General features: G+C 40.3%; 2 protein-coding genes. Both read left to right on the top strand.

From position 1 onward, the window contains the following. Positions 1-183: transposase (locus IQ19_RS03950; protein ID WP_199749366.1), on the top strand; the 183-nt coding region annotated here is incomplete at its 5' end. 250 nt (positions 184-433) lie between these two features. Next, positions 434-808, top strand: coding sequence for a hypothetical protein (locus tag IQ19_RS03945; protein ID WP_144540000.1), 375 nt, complete (start codon positions 434-436; stop codon positions 806-808). Positions 809-1,080 lie beyond the last annotated feature (272 nt).

Genomic DNA, 1,080 nt, shown 5'->3' with positions numbered 1-1,080 from the left:
GAAAGTGAGTACTTCAAGGAGAAATCCAGGGAACGGTATAAAATAGAGGCGAAGAATAGCGAGTTAAAACACAGACACGGGTATGATGTAGCCACATCCTCGGGTCTAATTGGCATGGAATTACAAGGCGCCATGGCCATATTTACGGTCAATCTAAAAAGAATACTTAAGCTGTTGGGGTAAATATAAAGTAAAAAGAGAACTGAAAACAAGAAAAAAAGCCGGGCTTATTCCAAAAATACGGAATAAGCCGGCTTTTTTCATTCAGGTCTCCCCAGGAAAACCAAAAAATCGGCAGATTTTCAGTGGCCTCCTGAAAAGGGAGCTGTTTTTTTATATTTCATTGGAACAGTTGCTGATAAACTAGCGGAGTTGGTGATATATAAGAAAAGTTGAGCCTATTCCTTTGCGGGAGCGCCCTTGAAAGCATGTAATGATTGTAAGAGTTAAATGGGATGAGCGTGAAGCTGAGTATATATTTTTAATTGGTGTTTCCCAACGTTTTAACTATGGAAAACTCCTGTCTGACAACCATGGAAGCTATTTGCTGCTGGCTGTGGTTCCCGAACCAATGATGGGTACATTGAACATGCATGAACAAGGACAGAGGCAAATTTCAAAAATGAGAGGAACTACGGATTTGGATGGAATACAGGCACAATATCCGGAGTTAAACAATCAGGAAACTCCTTCCTGCCATTTGTTTATTGAACGCAACTTGGAGTTTCAATCCCAGAGCTGGGGAGAAGTAATTGATTACCTATTGCCAGATAAATTTGGTGAGCATATAGGCCTAAGGGTTCGATAACGGGCTATCTTTTTGGCAGCAGACTATCATCAGCTGGTGGATGATCTTGAAAAGAAATTGATGCAATAGGAAAAAGGGTGCTGAATAATGATGGCACCCTTTTCTGCTTGGTCACATTTAATTGTTAATTGAAGAGGACAACCACAATAATTCCTTGATTCTTGAAGGATGGTAGTTAATCTGGAGGAATAACGCCGATAGTCACAGGGATTCCCGTAATAAGGTAGTTAATCTTGAGGAATAACGACGATAATCTTTAGGGATACCTATGA

Source organism: Cytobacillus oceanisediminis (assembly GCF_007830235.1).
GTDB classification, from domain to species: Bacteria; Bacillota; Bacilli; order Bacillales; family Cytobacillaceae; genus Cytobacillus; species Cytobacillus oceanisediminis.
Note: the sequence above shows the minus strand (reverse complement) of the source record. Positions and strands in the feature narration are given on the sequence as shown.

What these genes read in the sequence shown, in the direction of transcription:
- IQ19_RS03945 (WP_144540000.1), top strand. Translation starts at nt 434, where the DNA reads ATGATTGTAAGAGTTAAATGGGATGAGCGTGAAGCTGAGTATATATTT.